The sequence below is a fragment of the Magnetospirillum sp. WYHS-4 genome, assembly GCA_039908345.1.
GTDB lineage: Bacteria > Pseudomonadota > Alphaproteobacteria > Rhodospirillales > GLO-3 > JAMOBD01.
Map to the genome: position 1 here is coordinate 1 of JAMOBD010000095.1, position 7,125 is coordinate 7,125.

Genomic DNA, 7,125 nt, shown 5'->3' on the forward strand with positions numbered 1-7,125 from the left:
CAAGTCACCCCGAAATTAGAAAGAACTACGCCGCATGATATGTCGATATTCCTTAATGATTCCGCAAATGTCAAGCATAATAGGTGAACATAACGGAAGATGGGAATCGGAACTCCTCCGGGCTCCGGCGGGATGCGGGCTCGGGCCAGGGCGAAGGAACCCAGAGGAGACGAACGCGTCGAACACGGGCCTCCGGCCCGCCTTCCGCGGACGAGAGGTCCGTGCTCCCAGGCTTTGGCGAAACCCTCCGTCTTCACCCGATTGCGCTGCAGTGGTAAGGCCACGCTCTTTTCTCGTCGCCCAAATCCTGCTATCCGGTCTTGGGGGAGCGCGTGGAACGGGGAAGATCGGGTGCTGAGTTGGCTGTTCAGCCGAAATAGCCGCAAGCCCGCGGTCGCGGGTGCCGGGGCCGGTGGGGCGCCTGTGTCCTACGACGAGGCGAAGGCCATCGCGGCCTCCGGATCCGCCGGGCAGAAGCGGGACTTGGCAGCGCGGCCGGATCTGCCTCCGGAATTTCTTTATTTCCTGGCGTCCGACTCGTCTCCCGACGTTCGCCGCGCGGTGGTCAACAACCGGGGAACGCCCTTGCAGGCGGACCGGATATTGGCACGGGACGACGACGATTTCGTGCGTTGCGACCTTGCCCGCAAGATCGGCCAGATCATGCCCGCCCTGTCGGATGAGGAAAACGCCAAGGTCACCCGCATTGTCCACGAGGTCCTGGAGACCTTGTCCAAGGATCAACTGCCGGCGGTGCGCGCCATCGTCGCCGAGGAGGTCAAGACCCTCGACGCCGTGCCGCCCCATGTCGCCAAGGCCTTGGCTCGCGACACCGAAGCCATCGTGGCGGCCCCCATGCTGCGCTATTCGCCCGTCCTGAGCGACGACGATCTGCTGGACATCGTCGCCGAAGGCCTGGACAGCGCCGCGCTGGTCGCGGTCGCCCAGCGCGATAATTTAGCGGGAAAAGTCTCCCATGCGGTCGCCACCACCAACGACAGCGCAGCGGTGACCGCCCTGCTTTGCAACCGGACGGCGGCTATCGGCGGCGATACCCTGAACCATATCGTCGACGTGGCCAAGGATCGGCCCGAATGGCACGAGGCGCTGGTGGACCGCGCCAACCTGCCGGACGCGACGATCCGGCGCATCGCCGGGCTGGTCGGCGACAAATTGGTCGAGACCCTGATCGCCAGGAACGCTATCGGCGGCAAGGCGGCCGACGAACTGCGGGCCGCGGTGCACAAACGGATGGGGGGAGCCGCATCGGTGCCGCCACCCGATCCCAAGACGGCGGAAACACGGGCGCGGGTGATGTTCGATCGCCAACACATCGGCGAACCGGCCATTCTGGATGCCCTGCGGCGAGGCGACATGGCCTTCGTCCGCCACGCCCTGGCGCTTCAGGCCGGGGTTCCCATCGCCAAGGTGGAGACGATGCTGGCGAGCGGGGATTCCCAACGCGTGGCCGCCTTGGCCTGGAAGGCCAACCTTACCGCCGATGCCTCGGTGAAAATCCAAAAGACCCTGGCCGGCATTCCCGACGGCGAGCTTCTTCTGCCGCGCGGCGACGGGGGCTATGCCCTGCAGTCGACGGATCTGGTGCGCTGCCTGTTCCAGGCCTGAGCCGGGATCGAACCCGCGCCAGAGTCGCGCAATCTTCCCCGCCGCGAAACCATACGGAAATATCCTCCTTCCAGAATGCCTCCAATCTCCCTGGGCAGGCCATTGAATGGGTGAGGATTACCATGCCTTACGACAGCATCCGCTTTTCCGATCCGGGACCGACGGCGCTTCTGGCGGTGGGCGTGCCGCCGCCACGGCCCGAGGCCCGTGTCGGTCGCTCCGCCGGCCATGTGACCAGTGTGCCCACCTTGGGCCAGGCCCTGGACATCGTCTGCGAGTGCCGCCATCCCGACGTCGACGTCGTCCTTCTTTCGCTATCCTTGCCCGACGTGCAGGGAGCCGATGCCCTCGAGAGCTTCCTCGCCGAGGCCGGGGACATCCCGGTCGTGGTCGTGGTGAGCCCCGACCAGGAAGAGTTGGGCATGCAATGCGTGGCCTTGGGGGCCCAGGACTATCTGGTGGCCGAGGCCGGCGAATTGCCTCCGCTCGCCTGGCATGTGGCCCAGGTGGCGGCGCTGCACTGGCGCCGCGAGCGCGAGTTGGAGAAGGCGCGGGAGGAGGCGGAGGAAGCGACCCGGCTCAAGGACCGGTTCGTCGCCCTGGTCGCTCATGATCTGAGGGGCCCCCTGGGGGCGATCATCGGATTGTTGCAGTTGATGACCATCCGTCAGGACATTCCACTGCATCCGACTCATGCGGAAAACCTGCGCTTCATCGTCGACAACGGCGCCATCCTCCTCGACGTGATCGAAGACCTGCTCAACGTCAGCAAGCTGCAGACCGGCAAGATCACTCCGGCGCCTCGCTTCCTTGACGGCCACTACCTGGTGGAGATCGCGGCCAACAAGGTGGCGCTTCTGGCCGACCAGAAGGGAGTCGCGATTCGCAACCGAGTGCCTCCCGGTTCCCGGCTTTTCACCGACGGAACCTTGTTCGGGCAAGTCTTGCAGAACCTCCTGTCCAACGCGATCAAGTTCAGCCATCGGGGCGGCGAGGTGGACATCTTTGCCCCGCCCGAGGCTCCGACCACCATCGCCGTGCGCGACCAGGGGGTCGGAATTCCGGCGGCCATCATCCCGAAACTCTTCGTGCTCGAAGAAAAGATTTCAACCGACGGAACCGCCGGCGAGAAGGGCACGGGCTTTGGCTTGCCTCTCAGCAGCCGAACCATGGAAGCCCTGGGTGGCCTCCTGTCCGTGGAATCGGCGGAAGGCAAGGGCAGCACCTTCTTCGCCGCCTTGCCGGGGGTGGAACCCCGGGTCCTGGTGGTGGACGACGATCCGGTCTTCCGTCGCATGCTGGCGCTCAATCTGCGCGGTATCGGCATCGAGCCGGCGACCGCGGAAAACGGACAGGAAGCCCTGGACCACGTGACGGAGCACGGCTTGCCCCACCTGATCATCACCGACGTCAACATGCCGAAGATGGACGGGTTGCAGTTGCTGCGTACCCTCAAGCGGGACGCTCGTACCGAGCGCGTGCCCATCATCGTGGTGACGGCCGACGCGAACCTGGAAACCCGCCGGGAAGTGTTGGGCCTGGAAGCCGACGACTTCACGGTCAAGCCGCTGGTGGTCGAGGACTTCATCCCGCGGGTGCGACGCTTCGTGGGGTGACGGGGGGCGTCGACGGTGGCATGATGGGGCCGTGTCCAGGGACCGGAGACGGGGGAGAGACGACCATGATCGCCGACCAAGCCGAAAGCGGGACCACCGTCCGGTTCCCCGGGGACTTCCTGTGGGGCGCATCCACGGCGGCCTATCAGATCGAAGGCGCCTACGACGAGGATGGGCGCGGCATGACCATCTGGGACACCTTCACCGCCGAGGGACGTATCCAGGATGGCAGCACCGCCAAGGTGGCTTGCGATCACTACCACCGCTATCCCGAGGACATCGCCCTGATGAAGGCGGCCGGCTTCAATGCCTACCGCTTCTCGCTGGCTTGGCCGCGTATCGTGCCCACCGGCAGCGGGGCGGTGAATCCCAAGGGGCTCGATTTCTATGACCGCTTGGTGGACAAGATACTGGAGGCGGGCATTCGCCCCATGGCCTGCCTCTACCACTGGGACCTGCCGCAACCCCTGGAGGACAAGGGGGGCTGGCAGGGCCGCGAGGTGGTCGGTCCCTTCGCCGCCTATGCCGATGTCGCGTCAAGGCGCCTGGGCGACCGGGTCAAGGACTGGTTCATGCTGAACGAGCCCAACGTGGTCGCCATCATCGGCTACGGCAACGGCGATCACGCGCCGGGCCACAAGCTGGGCGAGGACGGCATCCTCAAGGCGCTGCATCACCAGAATCTCGCCCAGGGCGCCGCTCTGCGCGCCATTCGCGCCAACGACCCCGCGGCGACGCTCGGCACCGTCATCAACCTGCAGCCCTGCCGTCCCCAGGATGACGATCCGAAGAACCGCGCCGCCGCCATCCGCTGGGACGCGGTGTGGAACCGGGTGCCGCTGGATGGGGTGATGCACGGCGCCATTCCCGACGTTCTGGCGGAAAAGATGGCGTCCATCGTCAAGCCGGGCGATCTGGAGGCCATCAGGTTTCCCCTCGATCTTCTGGGCATCAACTACTACTCCCGCATGACCATGAAGTACGAGGAAGGCCGTCCCTTCGACGTGTTCTGGGGCGATCCCCATTGCGACCGCTTCACCGCCATGGGCTGGCCGGTACAGCCGGACGGGCTCTACGACCAGCTTTGCGAATTCCGGGACCGGTACGGCAATCTGCCCGTCTTCGTCGCCGAGAACGGCGCCGCGTACGAGGATGTCGTCTCGGCCGACGGCCAAGTCCACGATGCGGACCGGGTGGCCTTCCTCCGGGACCATGTCGCCGCGGTGGCCCGCGCGCTCGCCGACGGCTGCAACGTCAAGGGCTACTTGGTTTGGTCGCTGCTCGACAACTTCGAATGGGCCTTCGGCCTGTCGAAGCGTTTCGGCATCGTCAGGGTCGATTACGACACCCTGGAGCGTACTCCGAAGGACAGCTACAAGTGGCTTGCCGGAACGATCCGGACTGGGCGCGTGTAGTTCGATGCCGCTGGATTCAGGGGCCGCCCAGGGCGCGCCCCTATCCGCCGATTACCGGTTAAGCGCCGACATTGAAATAGCATCTTAGATTTTTCTCTTTAACGTGCCTAGATATATCCAGATCAGCCTTAATGGTATGCTCAAGAAGCCAATTAAATAAAAATGTTACTATTTCCTCATCGTTTTCTGCGCCACCCTCATGCATAGTAATTGCATCACGAAGATCACGCAGTAGATTCCTATGCAATATGACATGCGATTCTAATTTGTCATAATTGCATTCGATCATAATATTTTCTTCGCTCACAAAATGAAATTCAGCGTATTTCATAATTTCGTTCATAGTTCTTCTGATATCGTCAGCCGCATGATTATCTGTAGTAAGACATTGAAGTTTGTGAATAAGAGAGAAAAACACCTTGTGTTCGAAATCTATCGTTTCATGGCCAATTTCGAACCACTTCTTCCAATCCAATTCCACCACGGTATCCTCCAGAAATTGGCTCCCCGGCACATCGAGAAGTGTACAGCGCCAGTGACGCCAATCAACCCTGAATGCGAACGCCACAGGGCGCCGCGGCCAAGGAATATTTCCGAAAGTGGATCGACACTGGGATCAACGGCCGCCGGGCGAAAGCTGGCGTCGCGCCGATGCCCGATTGGAATTTGCACGACCTGCGACGGACGATGGTGACGATGATGAACGAGGGGCTCGGCATTCCGCCCCACGTCGTCGAGGCCTGCGTCAACCATATCTCCGGCGGGGCGAAGGCGGGCGTTGCCGGTGTCTACAACAAGGCGCTCTATCTCAACGAACGGCGCCACGCCCTGGAAGCATGGGCGAACCGGGTCATGGAAATCGTCGGCGAACCGACAAGGCTGGGTGGCAACGTGGTCGCCGTGAATTTTCCGGGCCGTGCGCGGACATCGTGACGAACGGGAAGCATGGCAAGGCTTACCCGAGGCTTTCGTCTTCGTCGCGCATGATGGTTTCATGATCGCGCGCGCCGTGGATCACATGGGCAATCTCGATACCGTTGCCGCCCGCCAAAACGAAATAGTAGATGACGTAGTTCTTGTGGGCGAAGCTCCGCAAGCCGGCCGCCATATCCGAGCGATCACGACCGGAAAGCGGAAAATCGGCCCGGTGCCGGCATGCCTGCCCAAGTTCATCGACGAACGAAATGGCCCGGTCCAGATTGTCCAGGGCAATGAATTCGGCGATATCGTCCAGGTCTTGTCGAGCGTGCGGACGAAATACGACGCGGCGCATTGTCATCAATTGTGGCGGTTATTTTTTCTCGCCTGGAGGCGGGAACGAATTTCCCCAAACACCTCTTCAGCCGGAATGCTTGGCCGGGGATCGCTCATGGCGCGCTCAACCGCCAGCTTGACGCGCGCCGTCTCCTCCTCTTCGGTCGCATCGATCACGCGGACCTCGACCCGCCGTTCGCGGGAGAAGGCGGAAAGCTCGCTGGGAATCTGCGCAACCGTCGTGCGGATGATCGTTTTCGTCATGCCATGATGCTACCTCACGGCCGCTTGCCCGTCGAGAGCATTGATCCCGGCATTGATCCCGGCCCCGGTTCCTTCCCTTTTTCGATCCGCAGCAGCATCCCTGTTTGCTGCTGTTTGTATGTTTGTCTTGTTTGAGCGACAAGCTGGCGGAATACCGCTACGCCATCGGGGAGCACGCCATCGAACGGCAGTTCGACGATCCGCACTCGCCCCGCATCCTGGCGGTCTTCGAGGACGAGAAGGCCCTTGCGCTCACCCAACGGAACCTGTCGCAGCGCACCGACTTCGGCGCGGCCTTCTTCCCGTTCTTCTTCTTCCAGACGCTCCCGGAGTTCATCGCCGATTTCCGGAACGGGTGGCGGAAGATCAGCACTACCCACCCCCTCCCACTTTATTAGCATTATTATTAATTATGGTCACGGGGTGGGCACGAAAACGCGGCCTTCCTTCAAAAGAGCAATAACAAATCATCGACCCAATCTTAACTTCGTTCCTCTTGGCCCCATAAAGGCTTTCCATTGAAAAAAATACTGTTTCCCCACCAGGCTTCGCCGCAAACGCACTATATCCACTCTGAATAATATTATTAACGACAGCAGTATGCCGAGCCAAATCAATGTAGCATAACTCCTCCGATAGAGAAACCAAGGCGTCCGCGGTCGGACGCTCCAAAGGATTTTGCCTCAAGCACAGATCAACAACCGATTGAAGCTCCGTTGCCAGCGGAGCAAACTGGGGATTGCTCGTCATAAACGCCGGCCACAGAAGCCTGTTATTAGATTTTACATTCACGGCAGCATTTAAAAATACACCGAACGGAAATTCACCAGTTAGGCCCAACTTGAACAGTGGAGGGGCGTTTTGGGAGAGGCCCCTATTGAAAATATTGGGTTTTTTGGCCTGAAATCCGGACCTGGCGAAAAATGTAGTGGAACATTTTCTCTGTCGTT

At 61.4% G+C, this 7,125-nt stretch carries 9 protein-coding genes and 1 pseudogene; 6 read left to right on the top strand and 4 right to left on the bottom strand.

Going from position 1 to position 7,125, the window contains the following annotated elements; translation table 11 throughout:
• Positions 1-351 precede the first annotated feature (351 nt).
• From H7841_17270 to H7841_17285, 4 genes and pseudogenes are all read left to right on the top strand, one after another.
• Entirely contained in the window at positions 352-1,626 is a 1,275-nt protein-coding gene (locus tag H7841_17270; GenBank protein ID MEO5338615.1) for a DUF2336 domain-containing protein, read from the top strand.
• 122 nt (positions 1,627-1,748) lie between these two features.
• Positions 1,749-2,027 (top strand): annotated as a pseudogene (locus H7841_17275) (hypothetical protein).
• 21 nt (positions 2,028-2,048) lie between these two features.
• Positions 2,049-3,242, top strand: a complete 1,194-nt coding sequence (locus tag H7841_17280) for a hybrid sensor histidine kinase/response regulator (GenBank protein ID MEO5338616.1) — start codon at positions 2,049-2,051, stop codon at positions 3,240-3,242.
• A gap of 65 nt (positions 3,243-3,307) precedes the next feature.
• Complete coding sequence (locus tag H7841_17285) at positions 3,308-4,657, top strand: GH1 family beta-glucosidase (protein ID MEO5338617.1); 1,350 nt, start codon at positions 3,308-3,310, stop codon at positions 4,655-4,657.
• Positions 4,658-4,715: 58 nt separating this feature from the next.
• Here H7841_17285 and H7841_17290 read toward each other — a convergent pair whose 3' ends face one another.
• On the bottom strand, positions 4,716-5,138 hold the full coding sequence (locus tag H7841_17290; protein MEO5338618.1) for a hemerythrin domain-containing protein: 423 nt from the start codon (positions 5,136-5,138) through the stop codon (positions 4,716-4,718).
• Between the two features lie 170 nt (positions 5,139-5,308).
• On the opposite strand from H7841_17290, the gene H7841_17295 reads away from it, so the two are divergent.
• Positions 5,309-5,590, top strand: coding sequence for a hypothetical protein (locus H7841_17295; protein MEO5338619.1), 282 nt, complete (start codon positions 5,309-5,311; stop codon positions 5,588-5,590).
• Between the two features lie 22 nt (positions 5,591-5,612).
• On the opposite strand, the gene H7841_17300 is transcribed toward H7841_17295, so the two are convergent.
• A complete protein-coding gene (locus H7841_17300; GenBank protein MEO5338620.1) occupies positions 5,613-5,930 on the bottom strand; it encodes a type II toxin-antitoxin system RelE/ParE family toxin in 318 nt (105 codons plus the stop codon).
• A gap of 5 nt (positions 5,931-5,935) precedes the next feature.
• Complete coding sequence (locus H7841_17305) at positions 5,936-6,175, bottom strand: hypothetical protein (protein ID MEO5338621.1); 240 nt, start codon at positions 6,173-6,175, stop codon at positions 5,936-5,938.
• Between the two features lie 131 nt (positions 6,176-6,306).
• On the opposite strand from H7841_17305, the gene H7841_17310 reads away from it, so the two are divergent.
• Positions 6,307-6,573 (top strand): hypothetical protein, encoded by a 267-nt coding sequence (locus tag H7841_17310; GenBank protein MEO5338622.1) that lies wholly within the window; start codon positions 6,307-6,309, stop codon positions 6,571-6,573.
• Here H7841_17310 and H7841_17315 read toward each other — a convergent pair.
• Positions 6,548-7,125, bottom strand: a 578-nt coding sequence (locus H7841_17315) for a hypothetical protein (protein ID MEO5338623.1), incomplete at its 5' end; no start/stop codon positions are given. The two genes, H7841_17310 and H7841_17315, sit on opposite strands and share 26 nt — an antisense overlap.